27 protein-coding genes are annotated in these 25,925 nt (G+C 43.5%); 26 read left to right on the top strand and 1 reads right to left on the bottom strand.

All coding sequences use genetic code 11. From position 1 onward, the window contains the following. The first annotated feature begins 222 nt into the window (after positions 1–222). From G5A70_RS14255 to G5A70_RS14160, 21 genes are all read left to right on the top strand, one after another. Positions 223–1,566, top strand: a complete 1,344-nt coding sequence (locus G5A70_RS14255; protein WP_173750164.1) for a sulfatase-like hydrolase/transferase — start codon at positions 223–225, stop codon at positions 1,564–1,566. Positions 1,567–1,799: 233 nt separating this feature from the next. Continuing rightward, positions 1,800–3,845, top strand: a complete 2,046-nt coding sequence (locus tag G5A70_RS14250; protein ID WP_173750163.1) for a urocanate hydratase — start codon at positions 1,800–1,802, stop codon at positions 3,843–3,845. Positions 3,846–3,878: 33 nt separating this feature from the next. Continuing rightward, positions 3,879–5,135, top strand: coding sequence for an imidazolonepropionase (gene hutI, locus G5A70_RS14245; RefSeq protein ID WP_173750162.1), 1,257 nt, complete (start codon positions 3,879–3,881; stop codon positions 5,133–5,135). Positions 5,136–5,148: 13 nt separating this feature from the next. Beyond that, positions 5,149–6,042: a glutamate formimidoyltransferase gene (gene ftcD / locus G5A70_RS14240; RefSeq protein ID WP_173750161.1), complete on the top strand. Its 894-nt coding sequence runs from the start codon at positions 5,149–5,151 to the stop codon at positions 6,040–6,042. 27 nt (positions 6,043–6,069) lie between these two features. Beyond that, positions 6,070–6,702, top strand: a complete 633-nt coding sequence (locus G5A70_RS14235) for a cyclodeaminase/cyclohydrolase family protein (RefSeq protein WP_173750160.1) — start codon at positions 6,070–6,072, stop codon at positions 6,700–6,702. A gap of 35 nt (positions 6,703–6,737) precedes the next feature. After that, positions 6,738–7,010: a citrate lyase acyl carrier protein gene (citD, locus tag G5A70_RS14230; RefSeq protein ID WP_173750159.1), complete on the top strand. Its 273-nt coding sequence runs from the start codon at positions 6,738–6,740 to the stop codon at positions 7,008–7,010. Continuing rightward, the gene (locus G5A70_RS14225; RefSeq protein ID WP_173750158.1) at positions 7,007–7,882 is read left to right on the top strand and encodes an HpcH/HpaI aldolase/citrate lyase family protein; all 876 of its coding nucleotides are present in this window, start codon (positions 7,007–7,009) and stop codon (positions 7,880–7,882) included. Before citD ends, G5A70_RS14225 begins: the two co-directional genes overlap by 4 nt. After that, on the top strand, positions 7,879–9,282 hold the full coding sequence (gene citF / locus G5A70_RS14220; RefSeq protein ID WP_180211157.1) for a citrate lyase subunit alpha: 1,404 nt from the start codon (positions 7,879–7,881) through the stop codon (positions 9,280–9,282). The genes G5A70_RS14225 and citF overlap by 4 nt, the downstream gene beginning before the upstream one ends. A 30-nt stretch (positions 9,283–9,312) precedes the next feature. Then, positions 9,313–9,744 (top strand): methylaspartate mutase subunit S, encoded by a 432-nt coding sequence (gene glmS, locus G5A70_RS14215; RefSeq protein WP_173750156.1) that lies wholly within the window; start codon positions 9,313–9,315, stop codon positions 9,742–9,744. A gap of 21 nt (positions 9,745–9,765) precedes the next feature. Further along, on the top strand, positions 9,766–11,154 hold the full coding sequence (glmL, locus tag G5A70_RS14210; RefSeq protein ID WP_173750155.1) for a methylaspartate mutase accessory protein GlmL: 1,389 nt from the start codon (positions 9,766–9,768) through the stop codon (positions 11,152–11,154). Continuing rightward, positions 11,138–12,586, top strand: coding sequence for a methylaspartate mutase subunit E (locus G5A70_RS14205; protein ID WP_173750154.1), 1,449 nt, complete (start codon positions 11,138–11,140; stop codon positions 12,584–12,586). Before glmL ends, G5A70_RS14205 begins: the two co-directional genes overlap by 17 nt. Positions 12,587–12,673: 87 nt before the next feature. Next, positions 12,674–13,927: a methylaspartate ammonia-lyase gene (locus G5A70_RS14200; protein WP_173750153.1), complete on the top strand. Its 1,254-nt coding sequence runs from the start codon at positions 12,674–12,676 to the stop codon at positions 13,925–13,927. Positions 13,928–14,014: 87 nt separating this feature from the next. Next, on the top strand, positions 14,015–14,965 hold the full coding sequence (locus G5A70_RS14195) for an alanine-tRNA synthetase second additional domain-containing protein (protein ID WP_173750152.1): 951 nt from the start codon (positions 14,015–14,017) through the stop codon (positions 14,963–14,965). A gap of 21 nt (positions 14,966–14,986) precedes the next feature. Continuing rightward, positions 14,987–15,832, top strand: coding sequence for a fumarate hydratase (locus G5A70_RS14190; protein ID WP_173750151.1), 846 nt, complete (start codon positions 14,987–14,989; stop codon positions 15,830–15,832). Between the two features lie 19 nt (positions 15,833–15,851). Next, entirely contained in the window at positions 15,852–16,391 is a 540-nt protein-coding gene (locus tag G5A70_RS14185; RefSeq protein ID WP_173750150.1) for a Fe-S-containing hydro-lyase, read from the top strand. 127 nt (positions 16,392–16,518) lie between these two features. Continuing rightward, complete coding sequence (locus G5A70_RS15800; RefSeq protein ID WP_226853626.1) at positions 16,519–16,740, top strand: LytR/AlgR family response regulator transcription factor; 222 nt, start codon at positions 16,519–16,521, stop codon at positions 16,738–16,740. Between the two features lie 11 nt (positions 16,741–16,751). Further along, positions 16,752–17,222, top strand: a complete 471-nt coding sequence (locus G5A70_RS15795) for a LytR/AlgR family response regulator transcription factor (RefSeq protein WP_226853624.1) — start codon at positions 16,752–16,754, stop codon at positions 17,220–17,222. A gap of 1 nt (position 17,223) precedes the next feature. After that, on the top strand, positions 17,224–17,442 hold the full coding sequence (locus G5A70_RS14175; RefSeq protein WP_173750141.1) for a hypothetical protein: 219 nt from the start codon (positions 17,224–17,226) through the stop codon (positions 17,440–17,442). A 5-nt stretch (positions 17,443–17,447) separates the two neighbouring features. Continuing rightward, on the top strand, positions 17,448–17,618 hold the full coding sequence (locus G5A70_RS16230) for a GHKL domain-containing protein (protein WP_420314202.1): 171 nt from the start codon (positions 17,448–17,450) through the stop codon (positions 17,616–17,618). Next, positions 17,615–18,379, top strand: coding sequence for a DUF3784 domain-containing protein (locus G5A70_RS14165; protein WP_173750148.1), 765 nt, complete (start codon positions 17,615–17,617; stop codon positions 18,377–18,379). Before G5A70_RS16230 ends, G5A70_RS14165 begins: the two co-directional genes overlap by 4 nt. Beyond that, positions 18,376–18,762: a DUF3887 domain-containing protein gene (locus tag G5A70_RS14160; RefSeq protein ID WP_173750147.1), complete on the top strand. Its 387-nt coding sequence runs from the start codon at positions 18,376–18,378 to the stop codon at positions 18,760–18,762. Before G5A70_RS14165 ends, G5A70_RS14160 begins: the two co-directional genes overlap by 4 nt. A 224-nt stretch (positions 18,763–18,986) precedes the next feature. On the opposite strand, the gene G5A70_RS14155 is transcribed toward G5A70_RS14160, so the two are convergent. Continuing rightward, a complete protein-coding gene (locus tag G5A70_RS14155) occupies positions 18,987–20,429 on the bottom strand; it encodes a helix-turn-helix domain-containing protein (RefSeq protein WP_173750146.1) in 1,443 nt (480 codons plus the stop codon). Positions 20,430–20,621: 192 nt separating this feature from the next. Here G5A70_RS14155 and G5A70_RS14150 point away from each other — a divergent pair, with 192 nt between their 5' ends. The 5 genes from G5A70_RS14150 to G5A70_RS14130 form a co-directional block, all read left to right on the top strand. Continuing rightward, on the top strand, positions 20,622–21,218 hold the full coding sequence (locus G5A70_RS14150) for a hypothetical protein (RefSeq protein ID WP_173750145.1): 597 nt from the start codon (positions 20,622–20,624) through the stop codon (positions 21,216–21,218). Positions 21,219–21,247: 29 nt separating this feature from the next. Further along, a complete protein-coding gene (locus tag G5A70_RS14145) occupies positions 21,248–21,958 on the top strand; it encodes a hypothetical protein (protein ID WP_173750144.1) in 711 nt (236 codons plus the stop codon). Between the two features lie 52 nt (positions 21,959–22,010). Continuing rightward, a complete protein-coding gene (yidD, locus tag G5A70_RS14140) occupies positions 22,011–22,448 on the top strand; it encodes a membrane protein insertion efficiency factor YidD (protein WP_173750143.1) in 438 nt (145 codons plus the stop codon). Between the two features lie 23 nt (positions 22,449–22,471). Next, positions 22,472–25,138, top strand: a complete 2,667-nt coding sequence (locus G5A70_RS14135; protein WP_173750142.1) for an ATP-binding protein — start codon at positions 22,472–22,474, stop codon at positions 25,136–25,138. A 19-nt stretch (positions 25,139–25,157) separates the two neighbouring features. Continuing rightward, positions 25,158–25,925: hypothetical protein (locus G5A70_RS14130; protein WP_180211156.1), on the top strand; the 768-nt coding region annotated here is incomplete at its 3' end.

Below are 25,925 nucleotides of genomic sequence, written 5' to 3'. Positions count from 1 at the left end.
TAATAATCAGCAAGGATGATTATAGGTTCTGTGGATAAAACTGCGGAAACTCAAGTCCAGTTGGCCTTGACTATGTTTCGGGATGAAACCACAGTGAGATGGGGACCTATGATGGCAGCGGCAACTTTAATTTCCGTGCCAATGATTATCTTATTCCTGTGTGCACAGAAATATTTTGTACAAGGTATTGTATCGACAGGCTTGAAATAGAGGAGAAAAAATATGGAAAGACCCAATATTATATTTTATTTTTCAGACCAACAGCGTTGGGATACGCTGGGGTGTTATGGGCAGCCTTTAGACGTAACGCCTAATCTGGATCGACTGGCAAAGGAAGGGACTCTTTTTGAACGGGCTTTTACATGTCAGCCAGTATGCGGACCTGCACGGGCTTGTCTGCAAAGTGGAAAGTATGCCACACAGATAGGGTGCCATCGCAATGCACAAGCGCTTCCGGAAAACATAACAACATTGGCGGATTATTTTCGCCGGGCAGGTTATGAGACCGCGTATGTAGGAAAGTGGCATTTGGCATCTAATCGCAGCAGCTACGAGGCTTTGGAAGATGAAGAAAACTTCGAGACAAGAGCAGTACCTGAAAACAGGAGGGGTGGTTATCGGGACTATTGGATGGCTTCCGATGTACTGGAAGCTACTTCCCACGGTTATGATGGATATGTTTTTGATGAAACTGGGAAAAAACACGAATTTATAGGATATCGTGCAGATGCTGTTAATAATTATGCGATCCATTATCTGCATAAGTATCAGGGGGAAAACCCATTCTTTCTGTTCATTTCTCAGATCGAACCACATCATCAAAATGACCATGGTAGGTTTGAGGGACCGGACGGAAGTAAAGAACTTTTCGGCAATTTTACTCCTCCTGGTGATATGACGGAGGGAGAGGGAGACTGGAAGGAAAATTATCCGGACTATTTGGGGCAGTGCCATAGTTTGGACAAAAATGTAGGATATTTGGTAGATACATTGAAAGAAAAAGGCCTGTGGGAAAACACAATATTGTTTTATACATCTGACCATGGTTGTCATTTCTGTACCAGAAACAGCGAATACAAGCGTTCCTGTCATGAATCCAGTATTCATATTCCGCTCATTGCAACAGGTGGAAGTTTTACGGGCGGTAAACGTATTCAGAATCTTGTAAGCTTGATAGATTTACCGGTTACGCTGTTGGATTGTGCAGGGATTCCAAAACCGGAAGATTTTCAGGGGCATTCGCTGAGAAACTTGGTAGAAGGAAAAGTGCAGGAATGGCAAGAGTGTGTGTTTGTTCAAATCAGTGAAAGTCAGGTGGGGCGTGCTATTCGTACACGCAAATGGAAATATTCTGTTGTGGCAGAGGAAGACCCTTGGGAATGTCCTGGAGCAGATGTTTACTATGAGCAGTATTTGTATGACTTGGAAAAAGACCCTTTTGAAAGTGTGAATTTGGTCAGAAATCCTGTTTATAGAGATATTAGGGGGCAGTTGGCAGAGAAGTTGAAAGAGTGTATGAAAAGAGCGGGAGAGAAAATTCCGGAAATAAGACCTTACCAGGAATAAAAGAATAGAAAACCAGAGAATCCCACAGAGCCGGGCGTTCTCTGGTTTTCCTATTTCGAAGGAGAAATTCTATGTTTTAGTGCACTTTTACTTTATCACACAAAAATATTTTGGGTAATTTGGTTAAAAACGTCAAAAGAAACAGGCCTTTTTCTGCGCTGATTAGGAAAATAGACGTTTTTTAGACTGCGCGAATGATACAATCACAAAAAAAGCAAAGGAGACGATGTGAAATGAACAATGCAGATATCGGAAATGCAATGGTAATCAAGTTAGACCCGGTGTTACCGGAATATCCAACCTTTAAGGAAGGTGTCAGAAGAGCGCCGATGAGAGAACTGACACTGAACAAAAGAGAGATTAAACTGGCAGTAGCAAATGCTTTGAGATATGTACCGGAAGAACTGCATGAACAGCTGGCACCGGAATTCCTGGACGAATTATTGACACATGGACGTATTTACGGATACCGTTTCATGCCAAAGGAAAGAATTTACGGAAAACCCATTGATGAATATAAAGGCGAATGTATCGAAGGAAAGGCTTTCCAGGTTATGATTGACAACAACCTGGACCATGACGTAGCGCTTTATCCTTACGAACTGGTTACATATGGAGAAACCGGACAGGTTTGTCAGAACTGGATGCAGTATCAGTTAATCAAAAAATATCTGGAAAAACTGACACATCATCACACACTGGTTATGATGAGCGGACATCCAATGGGACTCTTTAAATCTCATGAATCCAGCCCGAGAGTTATCGTGACAAACGGACTTATGGTTGGTATGTTTGACAATCCGGAAGACTGGGCAAAAGCAACAGCTATGGGAGTTTCTTCCTATGGACAGATGACAGCCGGCGGCTGGATGTACATCGGACCACAGGGTATCGTTCACGGTACTTTTAATACGATTTTAAATGCAGGACGTAAATTCTTAGGCGTTCCACAGGACGGCGATTTGGCCGGACATTTATTTGTAACCAGCGGTCTTGGCGGAATGAGCGGCGCTCAGCCAAAAGCCATCGAAATCGCAGGCGGTGTCGGTATCGTTGCGGAAGTGGATTACTCCAGAATTGAAACACGTCACAGCCAGGGATGGGTAAGTCTGGTCATCGAAGACGCAGCGGAAGCATTCCGTGTGGCTCAGGAATACATGGATAAGAAAGAAACCATTTCCATTGCATTCCACGGAAATATCGTAGACCTTCTGCAGTATGCAGTTGACAATAATATTAAGATTGAACTCTTATCTGACCAGACATCCTGCCATGTTCCATACGACGGAGGTTACTGCCCACAGGGTCTGACCTTTGAAGAAAGAACAGAAATGCTGGCAAATGATAAAGAAAAATTCTGTGAACTGGTAGACCAGTCTCTGGTGAAACATTATCATCTGATTAAGACTCTGGTAGAAAGAGGCGCTTACTTCTTTGATTATGGCAATGCATTTATGAAAGCAGTCTTTGACGCAGGCGCAAAAGATATTGCGAAGAACGGAGAAGACACCAGCGAAGGCTTTATCTTCCCATCTTATGTAGAAGATATTTTAGGACCGGAGCTGTTCGACTATGGATATGGACCATTCAGATGGTGCTGTCTGTCCGGCAAACCGGAAGATTTAAGAAAAACAGACCATGCAGCAATGGAAATCATTGACCCGAACAGAAGAAGCCAGGACAGAGATAACTACATCTGGATTCGCGACGCAGAAAAGAACAAACTGGTTGTTGGTACACAGTGCCGTATTCTGTATCAGGATGCTCTTGGAAGAAGAGATATCGCTCTGAAATTTAACGAAATGGTAAGAAACGGTGAAATCGGACCGGTTATGCTGGGACGTGACCACCATGATACAGGCGGAACAGATTCTCCATACAGAGAAACCTCTAACATTTATGATGGTTCCAACATTACGGCAGATATGGCTGTTCACTGCTACGCAGGCAATGCAGCAAGAGGTATGAGCCTTGTAGCTCTTCACAACGGCGGCGGTGTTGGTATCAGCAAATCCATCAACGGCGGATTTGGTATGGTTCTGGACGGAAGCGAAAGAGTGGACGAAATTTTAATGGCAGCTATTCCATGGGATACTATGATTGGTGTATCCAGAAGAAGCTGGGGCAGATGTGAACATTCGATTGAAACAGTTGCAGAATACAACAAGATTAGAAATGGTGAAGATTACATCACAATGCCATACCTGGCAAACGATGAATTGATTGAAAGAGTGTGCAAAGACGTGGTGGTAGAACCTCATCATCATACACACCACTAAGAATTTCCGCAAACAGTTATGAGGAGACAGAACATGAAGAAAAGATATATACGCCATGCCTCCGAATTGGTTACCTGTAAGGGCAGCGCGCCGAAACACGGAAAAGAAATGTCGGATATTGGTCTGATTAAAGACGGCGCTGTGATTATCCATGATGATAAAATCGTTGCCACAGGTACTACGGAGGAACTGGACAGACAGGTGGACTTAAACGAATATGAAGTCATAGACGCTGCAGGGAAAACCGTTATGCCGGGATTCGTGGATTCTCATACACATTTTATTTTCGGCGGATACCGGGCAGATGAATTTTCCTGGAGATTAAAAGGCGACAGTTATATGTCCATTATGGAACGGGGCGGCGGCATTAATGCCACCGTTGTTCCTACCAGAGAAGCTACAGAAGAGGAATTGATAGAAGCAGGAGAAGAACGGTTGAACCGTATGCTGGAATTCGGTGTTACCACCGTAGAAGGCAAGAGCGGTTACGGCATGGACTGTGAAACAGAGCTGAAACAGCTTCGTGTCATGAAAAAACTGGATGAAACCCATCCTGTGGATATTGTCAGAACCTTTCTGGGACCTCACAGTGTTCTTCCTCAGTGGAAAGGCAAAGAAAGAGAATTTCTGGAAGAACAGCTTCAGGGGGTTATGCCGAAAGTAAAGGAAGAGAACCTGGCAGAGTTTGCTGATATCTTTACAGAAAAAAATGTATTTAATATAGAAGATTCCGAGTATTATCTCACAGAAGCAAAAAAGATGGGATTTAAGCTGAAAATTCATGCAGATGAAATTTACCAGCTTGGAGGCGCAGAACTGGCTTCCAGAGTGGGAGCTGTATCTGCAGACCATTTGCTGAAGGCTTCCGATGAAGGAATCCGTCAGATGAGAGAGGCCGGAGTTATCAGTACCCTCCTTCCTGCCACTGCATTTTCTTTGAAAGAAGAGTATGCGCCGGGAAGAAAAATGATTGATGAAGGATGCGCAGTGGCGCTTGCGTCGGATTTGAATCCGGGCAGCTGCTTTACCAATTCTATCCCTCTTTTGGTAGCGCTTGGCTGTATTTATATGAATATGTCCATTGAGGAAGTCATTACCGCACTGACCATTAACGGCGCGGCGGCTGTAGACAGAGCTGATACCGTGGGAAGCCTGGAAGCGGGAAAACAGGCGGATATTGTTATTTTGAAATTCCCATCTATCCACTTTATGCCATATCACACAGGCATTAATCTGGTAGAAACGGTTATCAAAAAAGGGGAAACTGTATATCACAAAGAATGGAGATAAGGAGAACACAATTATGAACAAAATTATCGAATGCGTACCGAATTTCAGTGAAGGAAGAGACAAAGAAAAAATCGAAAAAATCGTGGACTGCTTCCGCAATATAGAAGGTGTAAAATTATTAGACTACAGCTCTGACGAAGACCACAACAGAAGTGTCGTAACCGTTATCGGTGAACCGGAACCATTAAAAGAAGCTATGGTTGCAGCGATTGGAAAAGCAGTAGAATTAATCGATATGACAAAACATCAGGGACAGCACCCACGTATGGGTTGTGTAGACGTTGTTCCATTCATTCCTATCCGCAACACAACGGTAGAAGAAGCAGACGCTCTTGCAAAAGAAGTTGCAAAAGAAGCAGCAGACAAATTTGGTCAGCCATTCTTCTTATATGAAAAATCTGCTACAGCTCCTCACAGAGAAAATCTTGCAAAAGTTCGTCAGGGACAGTTTGAAGGTATGGCAGAAAAAATGAAAGACCAGGAAAAATGGAAACCGGATTTTGGTCCAAACACCATTCATCCTACCGGTGGTGTAACAGCTATCGGCGCAAGAATGCCGCTGATTGCTTACAACATCAACCTGGATACTTCTAGCGTAGAAATCGCTCAGAAAATCGCAGATAAAATCCGTCACATCAAAGGCGGCTTCCGTTACTGCAAAGCTATGGGCGTTATGCTGGAGGACAGAAACATTGCGCAGGTATCCATGAACTTAACAGACTATACAAAAACATCTGTTTACACAGTATTTGAAACCGTTCGTATGGAAGCAAGACGTTACGGCGTAAATGTACTTGGCAGTGAAGTCGTTGGTCTGATTCCGCTGCAGGCAATTGTAGACTGCGCAGAATACTACCTGGGATTTGAAGGCTTTGACCCGAAACAGGTACTTGAAACAAGACTTTAATTCAAAATAATATAAGAGGTATATGCCATGAAAAATATGACAATTAAAGAATTCGCCATGCAGACAGCCTCTAATGAACCAGTACCTGGGGGCGGAAGTATTTCCGCCCTCGCTGGCGCTTTGGCAGCAGCTCTGACAGAAATGGTGGCGGGATTGACGATTGGCAAGAAAAAATACGCAGAAGTAGAAGAAGAAATGAAAGAGGCTGTAGAGCCTATGCATAAAATCTGCGAGCAGCTGTTGGACGACATCAAAAGAGACAGCGAATCTTTTGATTTGTATATGCAGGCCCTGACGCTTCCGAAGGAAACAGAGGAAGAAAAGGCAGCCCGTACAGAAGCTATGCAGAACGGATTAAAAGCAGCCGTAGCCGTGCCTTTATCTGTGGCAAAAGCCGCTTATGAAGTGCTTCCGTTTGCGGAAGTGATGGTAACAAAAGGAAATAAAACAGCCGTTACCGATGCTTTGGTTGCGACTATGATGGCAAGAACTGCAGTGTTGGGCGCGCTGTTTAATGTAAAAATCAATCTGGAATCCATTAAGGACGAAGAATTTGTAAAAGCAACTTCTGAGGAAGTAGCGGTGCTGGAGAAAAAAGCGGTTGCCTTTGAGCAGAAGATTCTGGCTCAGGCGGGCGTTTCCAAAAGTGTAACAGAGTAAGACAGAAGAAGGAAGACGATGAAAGGAGAAAGCCTGTGAAGATTTTAAAAAATGCAGTAGCAGGAACCCTGGAATCCAGTGATTTGTTTATTCAGATTGAGCCAGACGAAAAGGAACTGACCCTGGAGATTGACTCCGTTGTTGCGAATCAATATATGGATTCCATTCGGGCTGCCGTACTGGAAACCTTAAAGGAATTTGATGTTTCCACGGGAAAAATCTTTATTAAAGACAAAGGTGCCTTAGACTGCGTCATACGCGCACGAATGGAAACTGCACTGAAAAGAGGGGGAGTGGAAACGTTATGAGAAGAACCATGCTGTTTTTACCGGGAAACACTCCCAATATGCTGATAAATGGGGATACTCTGGGTGCAGACACCATCATTTTTGATTTGGAAGACGCAGTGTCTCCGGACGAAAAGGATGCAGCCAGAATTCTGGTGAGAAATGCACTGAAATATCAGTCTTTCCCCAACTGTGAAGTGGTAGTTCGTATCAATCCTACGGATACGGAATTCTGGAAAGAAGATTTGAAAGCGATTATTCCTCTGAAACCGGATGTGGTTATGCCCACGAAGGTAAGCGGGGGCGAGATGATTCGCCAGGTGGCAGATTACATAACAGAAGTGGAGAAAGCAGCCGGAGTGGAGGAAGGCTCTGTGAAGATTCTTCCACTGATTGAAACTGCTCTTGGCGTAGAAAAGGCTTTTGATATTGCCAGCGCAGATAAGCGGGTTATCGGCCTGTTTCTGGGAGGAGAAGACTTTACTGCAGACATGCACTGCAAACGGACCAAAGAGGGCAAGGAAATCTTTTATGCCAGAACACGTCTGGTATGTGCGGCCAGAGCCTGCGGCATTGAAGCCTATGACACGCCGTTTACCGATGTGGAGGATATGGAAGGCCTGGAAAAAGATACCGAATTTGCCAAGAGTTTGGGATTTGCAGGAAAAGCGGTGATTTCGCCGAGGCATGTGGATATTGTAAATGCCGTTTTCTCTCCCACAGAGAGTGAAATCGAATATGCCCATGACGTCATGGATGCCATCGAAGAAGGCAAGCGTCAGGGCAAGGGTGTGATTTCCTTAAGAGGGAAGATGATTGACGCACCTATTGTAAAACGTGCCCGTCAGGTACTGGAAATGGAAGAAGCGATTTATGGAGGTGCGTGCAGATGAATAAATTAATCGGTTCTGTAAAAGAAGCCATTGAAAAAGCAGGGCTGAAAGACGGAATGACCATCTCTTTTCATCATCATATGAGAAACGGCGATTATGTGCTGAATATGGTGCTGGACGCAGCAGCCCGGATGGGAATTCGGGATTTGACGGTAAATGCAAGTTCCATTTTCGATATTCACGAACCTATTATTGAACATATCAAAAACGGGGTTGTGACAGGGCTGGAATGTAACTATATGGGTGCAAAGGTAGGAAAGGCGATTTCCAAAGGGATTCTGGCAAAACCAGTGATTTTCAGAAGTCACGGAGGAAGAGCCGGAGATATGGAAAATGGTTCCTCAAAAATTGACCTTGCTTTTCTGGCAGCGCCCTGTGCAGATGAGATGGGAAACTGCAGCGGAAAATACGGCCCGTCAGCCTGCGGTTCTCTGGGATACGCATTTTCTGACGCGCTGCATGCAGACAAGGTAGTGGTGCTGACCGATAACCTGGTGCCTTATCCGTTAAAAGATACCTCCATTCATGAGGGTTATGTGGATTATGTAGTGCAGGTAGAGCAGATTGGCGACCCGGCGCGGATTGTGTCCGGAACTACAAAGATTACCCGTGACCCTGTAGGACTTCGCATTGCAGGTCTGGCGGCACAGGTGGTGAAGCATTCCGGATACTTAAAGGACGGTTTCTCTTTCCAGACCGGCGCCGGAGGTGCATCTCTGGCTGTGGCAAAATATGTGGAAGAGATGATGGAAAAGGAACACATCAAAGGCAGCTTCTGTATGGGCGGCATTACGGGTTACATGGTGGATATGGCAAATAAAGGATACTTTGACACGATTTTGGATGTGCAGTGTTTTGATTTAAAAGCCATTGAATCCATTCGGGAAAATCCGAAACACCAGGAAATTTCGGCTATGCGCTATGCGTCCCCGGCGGCGAAAAGTGCAGCAGTAGACAGTCTGGATGTGGTGATTCTCGGTGCAACCCAGGTAGATGTGAATTTCAATGTCAATGTGCATACGGATTCCAATGGATACATCATGGGAGGTTCAGGCGGACACTGCGACACAGCAGCAGGTGCAAAGCTGGCAATTATTGTGGCGCCCCTTATCCGGGCCAGACTTCCTCTGATTGTAGATGAGGTGCTGTGCAAATCCACACCGGGTGAGACGGTAGATGTGGTGGTAACCCAGAGGGGCATTGCCGTGAATCCGAAACAGAAGGAATTAAAGGAAAAATTAATCAAAGCCGGACTGCCGGTAAAAGATATAGAAGAATTGAAACAGATTGCAGAGGACATTGCGGGTGTCCCCAAACGGGTGGAAATGGGAGAACGAGTTGTAGCAAACGTACTGTACCGCGATGGAACCTTACTGGATACCATTAAAAATGTATTATAAATCAGAAAAAGCGGAAGGGAGCGGTTTACAGTGGATAAAAAGAAATTAATCATCGGCGTTATCGGCGCAGATGTACATGCAGTGGGAATCAGTATTCTCCAGCATGCCTTTGAGGATGCGGGATTTGATGTGACAAACCTTGGAGTTATGGTGTCTCAGGAGGAATATATTTCCGCTGCCATTGAGACAGGCGCAGATGCCATTTTAGTGTCCTCTCTTTATGGTCACGGAGAGCTGGACTGCCGTGGTTTGAGAGACAAATGCAACGAGGCTGGTTTAAAGGATATTCTCTTATATGTAGGAGGAAATATCGTTGTAGGAAAACAGCCATTTAATGAAGTGGAAAAACGTTTCAAAGCCATGGGCTTTGACCGGGTATTCGGTCCGGGTACAGCGCCGGAAACAACCATTGCAGCATTGTATGAAGATTTCGGCATGGAAGCTCCAAAGACAGAGGACTGATAAAGCGAGGCGGTGAATGAAATGAAACCAATCTTATTGGTGGACTTTGGCAGCACCAACACCAAGGTAACGGCTGTGGATGTGGAAGGCTGTGAGATTCTGGGTACGGCGGCAGCGTATACCACAGTGGAAACAGATATTAACAACGGGCTTTGCGACGCGCTGGAACTCCTGGAAAAGACAGTGGGGCATATGGAATATGAGGAACGCTATGCCTGCTCCAGCGCAGCCGGAGGACTGAAGATGATTTCTATCGGTCTGGTACCGGAACTGACGGCCCAGGCCTCTAAAGAGGCGTCTCTGGGCGCCGGTGCAAAGGTATGGAAAACCTATTCTTTTAACCTGACAAAAGGGGATATGCGGGAGATTGAGAAATATCACCCGGATATTATTCTGCTGACAGGAGGAACGGACGGGGGAAACGCAGAGTGTATTCTCTATAATGCCAAAATGCTGGCAGATTTAAGCTATGACTGCCCCATCGTGATTGCGGGAAACCGCTGTGCAGCAGAGGAGTGTCAGGAAATTCTGGAGGGAAGAACCACTTATATCTGTGAAAATGTTATGCCAAGGCTTGGTGAATTGAACATTGAGCCCACACAGAAACAGATACGGGAAATTTTTCTGAAGAGAATTGTGCAGGGAAAAGGACTTTCCGAGGCTTCGGATTTGGTTTCCGGCATTATTATGCCAACACCTTCTGCCATGCTGGCAGCCATGGAGTTGTTGTCTGACGGTTGGGAGGATTGCCGGGGCATTGGAGAACTGGTAGGCGTGGATTTAGGCGGCGCCACAACAGATGTCTATTCCATTGCAGACGGAAATCCGGCCAATGCAGCTACGGTGATGAAGGGACTGCAGGAGCCATATGCCAAACGAAGTGTGGAAGGCGACATTGGTATGCGTTACAGCGTCCAGGGGATTCTGGAAGCGGCAGGAGACCGGAAACTGTCGAAAATATCCGGTATCAACCGCCAGAAAATTGCGGGACTGGTGGAATATCTGGGAAGTCACACAGACTATATTCCGGATAACGAAGAAATGGAAAATATGGACTATGCGCTGTCCTGTGCGGCTGTGGAGACAGCGGTGACACGTCACGCAGGTTCTCTGGAACAGGTATATACCCCCTGTGGACTTACTTATCTGCAAAGCGGCAAGGATTTGCGCCGTGTAAAATACGTCATAGTCACAGGCGGGGCACTGATACATGCAAAACATACAGAGGAGATTGCCAAATACGCTCTGTATGATGAGAGCACTCCCGGCTCTTTGCGCCCGGAGCATGCGGAAATCCTGGTGGATAGAAAATATATTCTGGCGGCCATGGGACTGCTTTCCCAGCATTATCCCACAGCGGCGCTGGAAATTATGAAGAAGGAGATTGCTTATTATGGACATAAGGAATAAAAGATTGTCGGATGATGAATTTTACGGTATCCGAAAAGAAATTCTGGAACAGTGGCCGACAGGTAAAGATGTAGATTTTGACGAAGCGGTTGAGTATCACAAAAATATGCCGGAATCAAAGAGCTTTTCCAGAAAGCTGTCAGCAGCGAAGAAGGAGAGAAGAACACTGATTCAGCCAAGAGCCGGTGTAGCATTGATTGATGAACACATTAAACTTCTGCAGTATCTGCAGAACCAGGGTGAGGCAGATTTGCTTCCTACAACCATTGACTCTTATACACGTCAGAACCGTTATGAAGAGGCAGAGGTGGGAATTAAAGAGTCTATCCACACACAGAAATCCATGCTCAATGGTTTTCCGGCCGTCAACCACGGTGTATACGGATGCCGTCAGATTATTGAAAATCTGGATACTCCGGTACAGGTACGCCATGGTACTCCGGACGCCAGACTGCTGACAGAAATCTGCTATGCAGGAGGGTTTACAAGCTATGAAGGCGGCGGTATTTCCTACAATATTCCATATGCAAAAGACGTTCCTCTTGAGAGAACCATTTATGACTGGCAGTATGTAGACCGTCTGACCGGTATCTACGAAGAAGCAGGCGTATCCATTAACCGTGAGCCGTACGGACCGTTAACCGGTACTCTGGTTCCGCCGTCTATGTCCAATGCGGTTGCCATTATTGAGGCTCTTCTGGCAGCAGAACAGGGTGTAAAAAATGTAACCGTAGGTTACGGCCAGTGCGGTAACCTGGTACAGGACGTTGCAGCCCTTCGGGTTCTGGAAGAACTGACAGAAGAATACCTGGAAAAATACGGATACGAAGATGTAACCGTTACTTCCGTACTTCATCAGTGGATGGGCGGCTTCCCACAGGACGAAGCAAAAGCCTTCGCTGTTATTTCCTGGGGAAGTTCTGTAGCAGCTCTGGCAAAAGCTACAAAAGTAATTGTTAAGACTCCTCATGAAGCCATTGGTGTACCGACCATGGAAGCCAATGCACAGGGGCTGCGCTGTACAAAACAGGCCATTTCCCTGTTAGCTGACCAGGAATTAAAGAGCTCTGCTCTGGAACTGGAAAAGGCCATCATCAAAGGGGAAACCTGTGCTATTGTGGACAAGACCTTTGAACTTGGTATGGGTGATCTGGCGCTTGGCGTTATCCGCGCAGTCAAAGCCGGTGTCATTGATATTCCGTTTGCCCCGAGTAAATACAATTTCGGCAAAATGCTTCCGGCCCGTGACCATGAAGGCGCTGTGCGCTACTTAAATACCGCCCACGTTCCGCTTCCGCAGGAACTTATTGACTTCAACAGAGGCAAGATTGAACATCGTGCGAAGATGGAAAAGAGAAAAGCTTCCTTCCAGATGGTGATTGACGACGTGTATGCAATCAGTAAGGGTAGATTAGTTGGTAAGCCTAAATGATGAGAGAGGCAGAAACGAAAGAGAAAATATAAAAGGAAAATAGAAAGAAAGTTTACTTTATCACGGTAAATAAAGGAGAAGAGTATCATGAAAATAGTAGACGTAGTTTGTTCAAAAGCAAGAACCGGATTTTTCTTTGATGACCAGAGAGCGATTAAAAAAGGCGCTGTTTCTGACGGCGCTGCATATTTTGGGGAGACCGTTACACCGGGATTTAAGTCTGTAAGACAGGCCGGAGAGGCCATTTCCGTCATGCTGATTCTGGAGGACGGACAGATTGCCTGGGGCGACTGTGCAGCCGTACAGTATTCCGGTGCAGGCGGACGTGACCCGCTGTTTCTGGCAGAAGACTTTATTCCGATTATTGACAAATATATCAAACCGGAATTGGTTGGAAAAGAGGCAGACAGCTTTAAGAACTTATGCGAAATGCTGGAAAACATTCAGGTGGAGGGTAAGAGACTGCACACCGCTATCCGCTATGGAGTAAGTCAGGCGATTTTGGACGCAGTGGCAAAATCCAGCAAGCGTCTGATGTGCGAGGTTGTTGCTGATGAATACGGCACAACGGTTTCAGAAGAGCCGATTCCTGTATTTACCCAGTCCGGGGACAGCCGTTATGACAATGCGGATAAGATGATTTTAAAAGGTGCTGCGGTTATGCCTCACGCTTTGATTAACAATGTGAAGTTGAAACTGGGCGAGCACGGAGAAATCTTAAAAGAGTATGTGGCGTGGTTAAGAGACCGTGTGCTGAAGCTGCGCAATGACGAAAATTATATGCCGGTGTTCCATATTGACGTATACGGTACGATTGGTGCAATTTTCGGCGTAGACAATTATCCGGCTATGGCGGATTATCTGGCAGAACTGGAAGAAGCGGCAAAACCCTTCCATTTGAGAATTGAAGGCCCTATGGACGCAGAGGAAAGAGAAAAACAGATGCTCTGCTTAAAGGGACTGAGAGAAGAAGTGGACAGAAGAGGCATTGATGTAGAGTTAGTGGCAGACGAATGGTGCAATACTCTGGAAGATGTAAAATACTTTGCAGACAACAAAGCCGGACATATGGCACAGATTAAGACACCGGACCTTGGCGGAATCAATAACATTGTGGAAGCCGTTCTTTACTGCAAAGAAAAAGGATTCGGCGCTTACCAGGGCGGTACCTGTAACGAAACAGACCGTTCTGCACAGGTTTGCGTAAACTGTGCAATGGCAACCAAACCGGACCAGATTCTTGCAAAACCGGGTATGGGTGTTGACGAAGGCTTTATGATTGTTTACAATGAAATGGAAAGAATCCTTGCTCTTAGAAAAGCAAGAAAAACTCAGAAATAAAGGTTGACGAAACACAGGTGTCGTATTGAGTGAGGATTGAAAAGCCCCTTTATACGGCACCTTTTGTGCAAAGCAGAGGAAAAAAGTATGGCATATTCAAAACAGATGCAGGAGGGAAACCTGTACAGCTATTATTTTGCACCCAGAGGCAATCGCCGTATGGCGGATTTGGGTATGCAGTTAAGCCAGATGTATTTAAGCCCCTTTGACCACATTATAGGAATTATCGGAGACGCAGGAGCCGGAAAGAGTCTCTTGATTAAGGGAATGTTTCCGGGGGTGGATTTGACCAATGACGATGAAGGCGTCAATATTCGTCCCCTTCCTCTTCTTCATGAGGATTTGGAAGACCCGTTTTCTCCCCATACCTATCATTTGGATATCCGGTTTGAGTCTGCATTTACCCAGATGCATGTGCTGGCAGAGGCTATTCTGGAAGCTTCCAGGAACGGAAAAATGGTAATTGTGGAGCATTTTGAACTGATATTTCCGTTTTTGAAGAGAAACGCAGACCTGTTGGTAGGAATCGGGGAAGAAATCATCATTACCCGTCCCAACATGTTCGGGCCGCTTCCGGAAAATATTGCAAAGATTGTACATAAGTCCGTGGTCTACAGGAAAGCAGCTCATACGCTGGAGGATTTGTGTGTGCATTTCATGGGAGAGGGATATGCACAGGACGGTCCCCGCTCCGATGTGCGTCATGGGTTTGTACTGGAATTTGAGCAGAAGCCGGATGTGAATTTGTTTCAGTTGGAAAAAAAGGTGAAAGAAGCAGTGGCGCAGGATTTGCCGGTTTCTTATTATGATGAACATCATGTGCAGATTGGTCCGTACATTCTGGAATGTCTGGGACCGAGAATGCATATTTCCAGTACCGGGAAAATCGGGGACTTTACTCTGGTAAAGGAATATCCCCAGGATCCCAGAAACGGGTATTATATGCTGATTGGACTGCTGGGACAACATCAGTCCGACGATATTAAGGACTTTAACCGTATTGATTTCAGCAGACCTTTAAGCGGTCAGCCAAAGTAAAACAGAAAGGTAGGAACAAGTATGGTTCGCAGCGTAAACGTAGAACTTCTGACACAGAATATTAAAGAAATGTGCATACAGGCCAATCACTATCTGGCACCGGATATGGACAAGGCTATGAAAGATGCACACGAGAAAGAGACAAAGCCTCTGGCAAAACAGATTTTGGGACAGCTTCTGGAAAATCTGGAAATTGCGGGGGAAGATATGATTCCCATTTGCCAGGATACCGGTATGGCCGTAGTATTTTTGAAAATCGGACAGGACGTACACTTTGAAGGAGGCAGCGTAGAAGACGCAGTAAACGAAGGCGTGCGCCAGGGGTATCAGGAGGGTTATCTGAGAAAATCCGTTGTGGGTGATCCGCTGCTTCGTGTCAATACAAAAGACAATACACCGGCTATTATTCACTATGAACTGGTACCGGGGGATAGAGTAGAGATTTTGGTAGCGCCTAAGGGCTTCGGAAGTGAAAATATGAGTAAAATCCATATGCTGAAACCTGCGGATGGCGTGGAAGGCGTAAAAGAAGCGATTGTGAATACGGTAAGAGAAGCAGGCCCTAACGCATGTCCTCCTGTTGTGGTAGGCGTGGGAATCGGCGGAACCTTTGAAAAGGCTGCCATTTTGGCGAAAAAGGCGCTGACCCGTGAAATCGGTACACATTCCGAACTTCCTCATATCAAAGAACTGGAAGAGGAACTGCTGGCAAAAATCAATGAAATCGGTCTGGGACCTGCAGGCCTTGGCGGCGATACCACAGCGTTGGCAGTGAATATCAATACTTATGCGACACATATTGCGGGACTTCCGGTGGCAGTGAACATCTGCTGTCATGTAAACCGTCATATTGCCAGAACCATATAATGCTTTGGGAGGAATGAGAATGGACAGATATATGAAAGCGCCTCTGGATAAGGAAGAGGTAAAGACACTGGAAGCAGGAGATTATGTCTATATTACGGGAACGATTTACACTGCAAGAGATGCGGCGCATTTGAGAATGTCCGAGGCTCTGGACAGGGGAGAAAAACTTCCTGTTGAGTTGGATGGAAATGTGATTTATTATATGGGTCCGACTCCGGCCAGAGAGGGACGTCCCATCGGTTCCGCCGGTCCGACTACAGCAAGCCGTATGGATAAGTATGCCCCCAGACTGCTGGATTTGGGTCTGACCGGTATGATTGGAAAGGGACGAAGAAAGCAGGAAGTTACAGATGCCATTGTGCGAAACGGCGCTGTTTTCTTCGCCGCTGTAGGCGGTGCGGGAGCGCTGCTCTCCAAGTGTATCAAGAAGGCAGAAGTGATTGCCTATGATGATTTGGGCACAGAGGCTATCCGTAAACTGGAAGTGGAAAATTTTCCGGTGATTGTAGTGATTGATTCTAAGGGACGGAATCTTTATGATGAGGTTTGTAAGAATTAAAGAAACTTTTGTCTTGAATAGAGATATTCTGTAATCGTTTTGTTCGGTTAGAAGATTAAAAGCGTGTAAAGGGCTGACGCACTAAGGAATTGGTGGGCAGCTCTTTACAGTATGATGAATACATAAAATGAAGATAGCAATTTGCGATGATGATAAAAGGGCCGCTGACATACTAATGGATATCCTACACCAGTATCCCAACCCCCTGGAAAAGATAGATGTGTATTTCAGCGGCGAGGAGTTTCTAAAGCAGACGGAAACTTATGACCTTTTGTTCCTGGATATTGATATGAAAGGAATGGACGGAATTGAAACAGCCAGGGGATTCGTCTTCGAGACAGAAAGCTGAAAATTGTCTATGTGACGGCCTACAGCGAATACGGGGGCAGAGCCTTTTCCGTTCACGCCTTTGGATATCTTTTGAAACCGGTGACAAAGAAGAAAATTCTGGCTCAGGTGGAGGATGCCAGAACCTACCAGGAGGAAGAACAGGAAAAAAGTCCATTGTTGGAGTTTTCTACAAAAAGCGGACTGATTTTTCTGCATCCGGAGGAGATTTACTTCTTTGAATTTTCCGGCAGAAGGATTTTTATAACTGCCAGGGATGGGACTTATGAAATGGGAGGAAGGCTGAAAGATGTGAGAGACCGGATGGAAGAATACGGATTTGCCTCACCCCACAAAAGTTTTGTGGTGAATCTGGGGGAAATTAAAAATATGAGAGGATACGAGATTTATATGACAAATGGTACGGTAATTCCTCTGGCACAGAAACAGTCCCCTTTGTTTAAAGAGGTTCTGAGCAAATATCTGGCAGGCAGGAGGAAGTGATATGTACCAATGGATTGTGCCGGATATACTGGTTTTGCTGGGGCTTCTGTGCTGGTTTACTTCCCGTATTCGCAAGGGGAAAGGAGGTTATTTGTTTTATTACCTGTTGTTTCTGGCGGGAGTAGTGTTGCTATGGGGGCTGTCTGTAAATTTGACCAATGCTATTTTTATGAAAATCATGCAGAGAAATCAAAAGAATTTCTGGTTATTGAGATTGTGAATACAGTGGGAAAATCAAAAGAGAAAAATAAAAGAAACGGACATCAGGGGCTGGGACTTGAGAATGTAAAAGAGGCGCTGAAAAAGTATGAGGGAACGTGTACTATAGAACAGGAAGACGGAGAATTTCGGGTGATTCTGCTGATTCCTGATGCCAGGGAGGAGGAAAAAGCATGATGTGGATATTGGTTGGTATCTTTGGGATTTTATCGGCAGTGTTGCTTTTGGGAAAGGGGAGTTTTCTGATTGCAGGTTACAATACTGCAAGTGAAGAGGAAAAGAAAAAATACAAGGAAAAGCGTCTGTGCCGGGTCATAGGTCTGTACATGGGCGGAGTCACGCTTCTTTTGGCGCTTGGAGCTGTATTGGGGGAACAGGCTCCGGACTGGTATCTGGTACTGGCTTTCGTGTATTTATCTATCGGCACAATCGTTGTGATTCTGCTGTGCAATACTATTTGTGTAGTAAAACCACCGGAAGAAGAAAAAACAGGGATGGAGAGTGGGAAACAGCAGAGGATGGTGAAAATAATCAACAGATGCAGCGTCATTTTTACACTTCTGCTGGTTGTCGTTATCGGTATTTCCCTTGTTACCGGAGATGTAAAAACCAGATTTGCCGGAGAAAAAATGAAAATTGTGGCATCGTACTGGCCGGATTATGAAATAAAGAGGGAAGATATACAAAAGATATCCCATACGAATAAGCTGCAGCCTGGAAAACGAACCAATGGTTTGGGAAGTATGAAACTGCTGGAAGGACATTTTCGGAATGAAATTTATGGAGATTATATGCTTTTTGTATACAAGGATTGCAAGTCTTATATTGTCCTGGAAACCACAGGGCCGACCATAGTGTTAAACGGAGAAACCAAAGAAGATACAGAGCGGCTGTATGAAGATATGCAAAAATGGGCAGAAAGGGGAACGGAAACATGAAATTAGGAAAACAGATAAGAAAAATCGTAATGCTTTGCATGATTGCAGTTATTGTGGGCTGCCTGGGCGGCTGTGGAACCGAACTTTCGGAAAAATTTGACGAGGACAAAGTAAAAGAAGCAGCAAAGGCAATCGTAGAAAAAGTCAATGCCGGAAATCTGAAAGAAGTCTATGAGGACTCGTTTACCCCGGTTATGCAAAACGGTGTGGCTTTTGATGAATTTCAGGAATTTTCCAAAGTGGAGGTAAAGGGAACAAAGGATAAAGACACGGGAACAGAATATGCGGCAGCTATGGTACTGGCGAAGTATGAGGATGGACAAATCATGTTCACCATATCCTTTGATACGAATATGAAATGTGCGGGATTTTACTACAAGTAAGGACATATGTATTTCGGTTGAAGGATTAGAGCCACCTTCACTTAGGCATGTGGCTCTAATCCTTCAACTGCTGTTCTGATTCGTTCAAAATGGGCAAATTGGCACTTTGAGAGATTACTGCATCAAAATACCGATTTTACCATTCTCAGTCTGATGCTCTTTCTTTATAAGATACGGCTTTCTGGCCGCAATCATTAATTTTTTCCATAGATGATTTTCGATTTTTATAAATATCGTTCCGTTATTTGTTTTAAGCGAATTGGGATTTCTTCCTCCGGATAGAATAGTGACTGGTCCATATTTTCAAAGAAATCCAAGAAGGCAGATAAAAGGCCGGATTCCTGAATGTTTAGATAAATAGGCGTGTCAAATTCAGCAGGAGTAAAAAGAAGATACCCATTGCATGAATTACAATAAATATTTGCACCATTTCGAACACTTCCTATGGTGTGCTTTAACATTCGCATATGACGCCGGTCCTTTTCACACTCTTTGATGAAACGGTGAATCAAGTCAATTCTGTCTTCTAATGAGGGCGGTGTATATATGTAAGAAGGATATTCTTCTATTTTTCCTGTATTTAAAAATTCTACAATCCCATCTTCTGAAAAAATAAGAATTTCTTCCTGTTCTTCATGGAGGCTATTTACGTGACCTATATGGTTTTCTAATTGTGCGATAAAGAGTTCACGAGAAGGAAGTGTAGGAATCAGATACTTCTTCAGGAACTCGGAAGAGAGCAAATTTGTCATGCAGGGCGTCATCTGAAAATTATAGGCCATAGAAGAACTGGTTACACATTGCTGAATAAAAGAAAGCTGTGTATGTACATCTTCGATTTTTAGAAGTAGAGGGCGAGCCTGTTCCATGTAGCGATTGAAAATCTTTTTTATAAGACTAATCATGTCTGGCTGAGAAGTAAAGAAGCCAGTTTGGAGTGTCTCCGAAAGAATAATAGCCTGATTATCTGTTAAAAGAAGATACGGAAAGAGCCGGAAACTATCGAGTGAAGAAGGAACAGTATCGTAATAGTAATAGGGCTGATACTGATATTTACAGGTACACAGCGGCAGAATATTTTGCAGACAATGTAGATTATAGCTTTTCCGATTTTCTCTAACGGAGTCCATATTATTCAGATAAATCAACTGGCGAATCGTTAGTTGATGACAATTTCTGGCAATGGATAGTAAAAGCTGAGTGAGAAAGGGGAATTTGGGCTGGATAAGCATATGAATTTCACCAGATTCTTTTTGCGCCTGCCAGGCAACGAGATTGAATATGGCCTGATTAACGTTGGTTTCACCATCCAGGGGAATAAGCGTTTGCGTGTAGGAGGTCTGGAAAGAAAAGGATAAATTTAAAGTATCCCTGTTGACAATATTCTTGAAATCATTTAAAAAGGCCAAAACGTGTTTCCGCCTGTAAAAATTATCACTTCCCTGGACTGTGATAAAATATGCATCTGTTAGTTCACGACATTCTCCCGGAGTCAAACGTAAATAATCGGCAATTTTATTTACCGTAGATGCAGAACCTGGGGTACGTTTCCCATGAACAATTTTGTACATGAAAGAACGGTCAATTCCACAGTATTCAGCAAGGGAATAGATGCGTACATTTTTTTCTTCTATATATTGAGAAAGAAGTTGTGAAAATTTGGACATAATAGACTCCTTTGTATTTTTGTTTATATTGTATAACATTGAGAAAAGAAAAAAAACTATATTATAGAAAAGAGTCTGTCCACAACACTGTCCACATATTGAAAACAAAAAAAATGGCAGGTAAAATATAGAAAATTGATATATTATCTCAATATTATAAAAAAATGAATAAATTGACAGGAGATGAGAAAAATGGCTTATCAGGTTATTGATATCAAATGTCCGGGTTGCGGGGCGCCCGTGGATACAGGGCAAAAAGAATGCAAATATTGTCATAGACCGGTTATTATTACGACATTCAACAGTGTATACGATATGCCTATGCCAGAGGTTCAAAAATATGCCAGGTCCTATCGAGAGCAGCTGGAGGAAAATCCTGAAAATCAGGATTTAAATATGTCTGTGGCTATGTGCTATTTAAAACTTGGAAAAAGGGAGATGGCCTTGCAGGCTTTTGAAAAAGCTATAGAAGATAATTTTGATAATTCTCAGGCATTTTTTTACGCAGCAATTTGCCGCTTGAATGGAAAAAAAGCATGCACAATGAAAGAGCGTTCTATTATAAAAAAAATAGAAGAAGATATTCAGGCTGCTCTGATGATTGAAAATCTGGGAATTTATTATTATTTCTGGGCGTATATCAAATATGATTATTATACAAAAAAATTTCTGAATACCAGCCCGACATGGCAGGAGTTAGTTGTGAAAGCACAGGAAACGGGATTGTCAGAAACAGATGTAGAACAGTTGTATTTGATTCTGGGAATTGACAGACCAGGTTGTCTGTAAAAAGAAAAAATAAAGAGGGAGAAAAAAAGATGGGATGTTTAGATAAAGGTATGGAGAAAAGCACACAGAAGCTGCTGATTGAAAATTTAAAAAGAGGAAAATCACAGGAACAGAAAAGAGTCATTGATTTCTTTTTGGCAGATGAGGGTTGTACAGCAGGGTGTTTGTCAGGCATGAATGGAACAAAGCAAATGACCATGACGGAATACCAGCAGGCGGTTGCTAATAAGTTGTATGGGTTGAACTTAAAAGAACGGGCACTGGCAAAGATTGCATTGGATGAAAGTGAAATTGAAGAAATTCCGCCCATTGTTTTAAGTGGTTATGCCTTTGAAGATTCCTTTGATGGCAATGATGTATGGGTAAAAGTAGAAGGAACTCAAGCCGTTGCTTCCAGATTTGCAGCTTCCTGGATTTTCTTCAGTGATACACAAATTTATACTTATACATATAAATTTGATATGACCAGTGATGATGTATGGGAAACTACACAGGATTTCTTTTATCAGGATATTACCTGCTTTACTACACAGCAGCGAGTAGTAGAGAAGATTGATACACATCTTACCGGCTGTATTAAAAAAGGAATTTCTGCAGAGAAAAATAATTACATTGTAGATACACTGAAAATTATTGTTCCAAATACAGAGTTTAGCTTCTCAATGCGTAACAATGAAACTTTGGAGCAAAGCCTGCAGGCTGCAAAGGCAATGCTCAGAGAGAGAAAATTTGTAAAATAGTAAGTTTTAGGGAGAAGTGCTGTGGCATTTCTCCTGTTTTATAGGAGGGAACATGAAATTTCCATATGATGTAGGAGGGGCGCCGGTCATAGACAGCACGTCTCCCCCAAAACCGGAAAATCCTTTAAACAGACCGGAAATAAACTATCGAAAGCCATTCTATGCAGTGCTGGGGGGACTTGGGACTTTTTTGAGTGTATCTTTTTTTCTTTATGGTTTATGCCCGGAATTGGAAAGAAAAGGGTGGATTAGCCTTTTTGCTGTAATCGTTTATTTGGCCGTAATTTCTAAAAAAATCATTATTTGGATGGTGCATTTGTATCAAAATAAAGCACCAGATGCGGTACGCCTTAGGTGTGTCTTTGAACCAAGCTGTTCAGAATATATGATACTGGCCATAGAAAAGTACGGAGTTGTGCGGGGAGTATGGAAAGGGATTCAAAGACTTGGAAGATGTCATGCGCCAAATGGGGGAAAGGATTATCCGTAAGAATGGAAAAAAAGGGGGAAATTATGAGTAAAACTTCAGTTAGTTATCTTGAAAATAATGAAGCAGTTGCTTTAAGCGTAATAGAAATTACGTCAATACCGAATCTTTCGATTATAGACAACAATGCAGAAGAGGCTGAGATTGTAAAAAATTATAAAAAAGATATGGGAAACCTGTTGGCAGAGATATATCAAAATTATAAAGTACAGTCTTCCATGTCAGGCGAAGAGAAAGATACTGCCTTGGAGATTCTTTGGATTGCAGAAGAAGTAGAAAATCAGCCCTATAAAGCAAAGATTAAAATGTATTTGCTTGTGCGTTCTATTGAAAAATCTTCAGAAGACGCAGTGAAAACAGCAGATGCTATTATGCGTGCCTGTCAGTCTGCATTAGAACTTCAGAAGTATGAGTATGAAGAACGTTCTATGGAAGAAATGACAGAAAAAATTAAAAATATAGAAGCATCTTCTGTCAAAGCACTTGTCAAGGAAGAAGGGGTAGAAAATCTTCAAAATCAGATGCTTCCCTTTTGCTATACCTATGACATAATACAAGATACGGCACAGGATTTAAGCAGGCTCGTAAATATTTTAACCGCACATCCTGATTGTGCAGTATCTTTTCAGCTGATTCCTGCTCGATTGGAAGGACAGGAACAGGAAGAACTCAGTCGAATGATGCAGATTTTGGATATGTTGGGAAAAGGAACAGCAGAAATTGGAAATGTGAGCTTTGCCCTTGCTGAAAAAAACGCGGAAGTTTACAGATATTATGCCACACAAAGAAATAATCCGCTTTTTTTATATAATATCTTAATATATGGAAACCAAACAAGCGCACCGGAAATTTCCTCCAGAGTATATGCACAGCTGAATACGCCAAAGCAGCCTGTGAAAATGAAGTTTATTGATTTGCAGGAAGGTGAAGTGCAAAAAGATACAAATTTTTATCCTTTGCCATGGGCTGTGAATGAAGTGTTGATGACAAGGGAACGGGAGAGCCAAATCTGGAACAGCGGAGTTTTTTCTGAGGCGTATTACCGATTGCCGTATATGATTACCGCAGAAGAAGCATCGGAATTTTTCCGTCTCCCCATTGGAAGCAGCCGGGTTTCTGCCGGACTTCCGGTAAATGAATCCGGGAAAACCAGCAAAACGTATGCAGACCATATTATTAATGCAGGAGATATAGAGATCGGTACTTTAAAGTCTTCTTCAAGAGGGGACAAAATCGGAATTTCATTAAAGGATCTGGCAAAACATATGCTGGTTGTAGGGACACCCGGTTCTGGTAAAACAACTTTTTCTGTAGGACTTTTGGATCGCCTTTGGAAAGAACATAAAATTCCGTTTTTGGTTATTGAACCGGCCAAGAATGAATATCGTGCCCTGGTACAGAGTATTCCGGACTTGCAGGTATTTACACCTGGAAAAAATTTTATTTCACCTTTTGTGTATAATCCTTTTGTACCGCCTAAAAATGTAAAACTGGAAACTTATAAGTCAACATTGAAGACAGCATTTGCGGCAGGTGTGTCAATGACGACACCTCTTGACAAAATATTTGAAGAGGCTATTAACAACTGTTATTCAGATTTTCGTTGGCTGGATACTTATACCATTGAGGATAAAGGTCGGATTTTTAATATAACAGATTTTATCAAGTGTTTTCAGGAAACCTTTGACGCTATTGGTTATACCGGAGATGCGAAGAACATTGGAAGAGCAGGAGTGGTGCGTTTAAACTCTCTTGAGAATTTATTTGATAATTATTTTTCAATACCCGTTGAGGACTTGCTGACCAAGCCAACCGTAATTGAACTGGCGGCCATTGAAAATAGTGACCAGAAAGCACTTCTTATTTCGCTGTTGCTATTATCCATTTTGGCATATGTGAATAGTAATTATGTAGGGGAAGGAGGACTTAAAAATTTAATCCTTCTGGAAGAGGCGCATGTTCTTTTGGATGCACAGAGCAATGGGGGACAGGGAGATGCCAATCCGAGTGCTATCGCACAGGGATTGGTGAAACGCATGTTGGCTGAGATTCGTTCTTATGGTGTTGGAATTGTTATTGCAGACCAGTCTCCAAGAAAAGTTTCAACAGATGTTGTGGCACTTACAGACATAAAGATGGCATTTCGTCTTGTGGAGGCTACAGATAAACAAATTTTAGCGGATTCTGCAAGTATGGATGAGGTACAGATAAAGAGATTGTCTAAATTAAAGCCGGGCGAAGCATTTTTCTTCTTTAATAAATTGGACGAACCAGAAGAAGTTAAAACAGAGGATTATCGTCTCCAGAATAACATTCAGATTACACTGTCAGATGAAGGGATTAAGAATCTTTCCACTTATTGGAAGGATAAGCAGGATAAACTAAGACCCTATCCAGAATGTTCTTATGTAAAATATTGTCATGTTACCTGTGAATATGGTCGCCGCATGTTGGCCAAAGAAGTGGCACGCCGAATTTTTAATAAATATTTTAAAAAGGATAGTAAAGACTTTGAAATTATTAAAAAAGTTATTCCAAAACTTCGCAGTCTGATTAAAGCAGAGTTAAATGATGAGGTTTTGGATGATGAATTAGTGGCTTGTGTTAAGGTGCAGTTGTTTCGGAGAATTAAATATCATACTTCTATAAAAATACACGATGTAACGATTCAAAAAAATCTCGAAAATACATGATAAGAGGGGAAAGTAGTATATGGGAGATGAATTTTCAGAAGATATGGAATATGATGTGCCGGAGGAAACTTTTGAAGAAGAGGTGCCGGAAATAGAGGAAGAGGAGATTCCGGAAGAAGAAGAAATTCTGGAGGAAGAGGAAATTCCGGTAGAAGAGGAGATTCCGGAAGAAGAGGAAATCCCAGAAGAAGAGGAGATTCCGGAAGAAGAGGAAATCCCAGAAGAAGAGGAAATTCCGGAGGAAGAGGAAATTCCAGAGGAAGAGGAAATCCCAGAAGAAGAGGAGATTCCGGAGGAAGAGGAAATTCCGGAAGAAGAGGAGATTCCGGAAGAAGAGGAAATCCCAGAAGAAGAGGAAATTCCGGAGGAAGAGGAAATTCCAGAGGAAGAGGAAATTCCGGAAGAAGAGGAGATTCCGGAAGATGAGGAAATCCCAGAAGAAGAGGAAATTCCGGAAGAAGAGGAAATTCCAGAGGAAGAGGAAGTTCCAGAGGAAGAGGAAATTCCAGAAGAAGAAGAGATTCCGGAAGAAGAGGAAATTCCAGAAGAGGAGGAGATTCCGGAAGAAGAGGAGATTCCGGAGGAAGAAGAAATGCCAGAGGAAGGGGAAATCTCGGGGGAAGAGGAAATCCCAGAAAGGGAGGAGATGTCAGAGGAAGGGGAAATCTCGGAGGAAGAGGAAATTCCAGAGGAAGAGGAAATTCCAGAAGAAGAAGAAATTCCGGAAGAAGAGGAAATTCCAGAAGAGGAGGAGATTCCGGAAGAAGAGGAGATTCCGGAGGAAGAA

This window comes from Blautia hansenii, from assembly GCF_013304445.1.
GTDB lineage: Bacteria > Bacillota > Clostridia > Lachnospirales > Lachnospiraceae > Blautia.
This window is presented reverse-complemented; position numbering and strand designations above follow the sequence as displayed.

Bases quoted from the DNA above. Each gene is read 5' to 3' on its own strand.
- G5A70_RS14145 (WP_173750144.1), top strand. From the start codon at position 21,248: ATGGGATGTTTAGATAAAGGTATGGAGAAAAGCACACAGAAGCTGCTG.
- G5A70_RS14205 (WP_173750154.1), top strand. From the start codon at position 11,138: ATGGACATAAGGAATAAAAGATTGTCGGATGATGAATTTTACGGTATC.
- G5A70_RS14225 (WP_173750158.1), top strand. From the start codon at position 7,007: ATGAGAAGAACCATGCTGTTTTTACCGGGAAACACTCCCAATATGCTG.
- citF (WP_180211157.1), top strand. From the start codon at position 7,879: ATGAATAAATTAATCGGTTCTGTAAAAGAAGCCATTGAAAAAGCAGGG.
- G5A70_RS14250 (WP_173750163.1), top strand. From the start codon at position 1,800: ATGAACAATGCAGATATCGGAAATGCAATGGTAATCAAGTTAGACCCG.
- G5A70_RS14195 (WP_173750152.1), top strand. From the start codon at position 14,015: ATGGCATATTCAAAACAGATGCAGGAGGGAAACCTGTACAGCTATTAT.
- G5A70_RS14190 (WP_173750151.1), top strand. From the start codon at position 14,987: ATGGTTCGCAGCGTAAACGTAGAACTTCTGACACAGAATATTAAAGAA.
- G5A70_RS14135 (WP_173750142.1), top strand. From the start codon at position 22,472: ATGAGTAAAACTTCAGTTAGTTATCTTGAAAATAATGAAGCAGTTGCT.
- G5A70_RS14165 (WP_173750148.1), top strand. From the start codon at position 17,615: ATGATGTGGATATTGGTTGGTATCTTTGGGATTTTATCGGCAGTGTTG.
- G5A70_RS14255 (WP_173750164.1), top strand. From the start codon at position 223: ATGGAAAGACCCAATATTATATTTTATTTTTCAGACCAACAGCGTTGG.
- ftcD (WP_173750161.1), top strand. From the start codon at position 5,149: ATGAACAAAATTATCGAATGCGTACCGAATTTCAGTGAAGGAAGAGAC.
- G5A70_RS14155 (WP_173750146.1), bottom strand. From the start codon at position 20,429: ATGTCCAAATTTTCACAACTTCTTTCTCAATATATAGAAGAAAAAAAT.
- G5A70_RS14175 (WP_173750141.1), top strand. From the start codon at position 17,224: ATGTACCAATGGATTGTGCCGGATATACTGGTTTTGCTGGGGCTTCTG.
- glmL (WP_173750155.1), top strand. From the start codon at position 9,766: ATGAAACCAATCTTATTGGTGGACTTTGGCAGCACCAACACCAAGGTA.
- hutI (WP_173750162.1), top strand. From the start codon at position 3,879: ATGAAGAAAAGATATATACGCCATGCCTCCGAATTGGTTACCTGTAAG.
- G5A70_RS14200 (WP_173750153.1), top strand. From the start codon at position 12,674: ATGAAAATAGTAGACGTAGTTTGTTCAAAAGCAAGAACCGGATTTTTC.
- G5A70_RS14160 (WP_173750147.1), top strand. From the start codon at position 18,376: ATGAAATTAGGAAAACAGATAAGAAAAATCGTAATGCTTTGCATGATT.
- G5A70_RS15800 (WP_226853626.1), top strand. From the start codon at position 16,519: ATGAAGATAGCAATTTGCGATGATGATAAAAGGGCCGCTGACATACTA.
- G5A70_RS14150 (WP_173750145.1), top strand. From the start codon at position 20,622: ATGGCTTATCAGGTTATTGATATCAAATGTCCGGGTTGCGGGGCGCCC.
- G5A70_RS14185 (WP_173750150.1), top strand. From the start codon at position 15,852: ATGGACAGATATATGAAAGCGCCTCTGGATAAGGAAGAGGTAAAGACA.
- G5A70_RS14235 (WP_173750160.1), top strand. From the start codon at position 6,070: ATGAAAAATATGACAATTAAAGAATTCGCCATGCAGACAGCCTCTAAT.
- yidD (WP_173750143.1), top strand. From the start codon at position 22,011: ATGAAATTTCCATATGATGTAGGAGGGGCGCCGGTCATAGACAGCACG.